Annotated in this window: 2 pseudogenes; both read left to right on the top strand. The window is 39.7% G+C overall.

What is annotated here, in order from left to right:
- Window positions 1-89: pseudogene (locus WFH18_RS17775) on the top strand (IS6 family transposase); the annotation flags it as partial.
- A 52-nt stretch (window positions 90-141) separates the two neighbouring features.
- Window positions 142-339, top strand: a pseudogene (locus tag WFH18_RS17770) (Dps family protein); the annotation flags it as partial.
- Window positions 340-451: the final 112 nt, after the last annotated feature.

The following is a 451-nucleotide window of genomic DNA, read 5'->3' as shown; positions in this document are numbered from 1 at the left end:
GTGCTCTACGCAAAGGACAAGCTTCATTATTTTATAACGGTAATATTCTAGGAGAAGTTTGGCTAGTAAATAGAGTTTTCGGTCTCTAAGCTTTTTTGAAGGGAAAATCATCGACTCAGATCCCTATTTGCAACAGTGCCATATTTGATGACACATAATTTTCACTGGAATGTCACTGGTCCTCAATTTAACAGTCTGCACAATATGTTTATGGACCAATATACTGAGCAATGGAATGCATTAGACATTATTGCTGAACGAATTCGTTCGTTAGGTTTCGCTGCACCTGGAACATATAAGCAATTTGTGAAATTAGCATCCATTAAAGAGGTGGAAGGCGGTAAGCGTCCGCTGAATCCCATACCAATTTTTAATTCGATTTAGGTTTCCAGCAGTGTGGCAGTAACTCTTCAATCTGGGTCACTTTATGTGTCGGCAGCCTTTTCAGCAC

It is taken from the genome of Acinetobacter sp. USHLN143, from assembly GCF_037145695.1.
In the GTDB taxonomy this organism is placed as follows: domain Bacteria; phylum Pseudomonadota; class Gammaproteobacteria; order Pseudomonadales; family Moraxellaceae; genus Acinetobacter; species Acinetobacter fasciculus.
The sequence above is the reverse complement of the archived record's forward strand: the minus strand, read 5'-3'. Positions and strand labels throughout refer to the sequence as shown.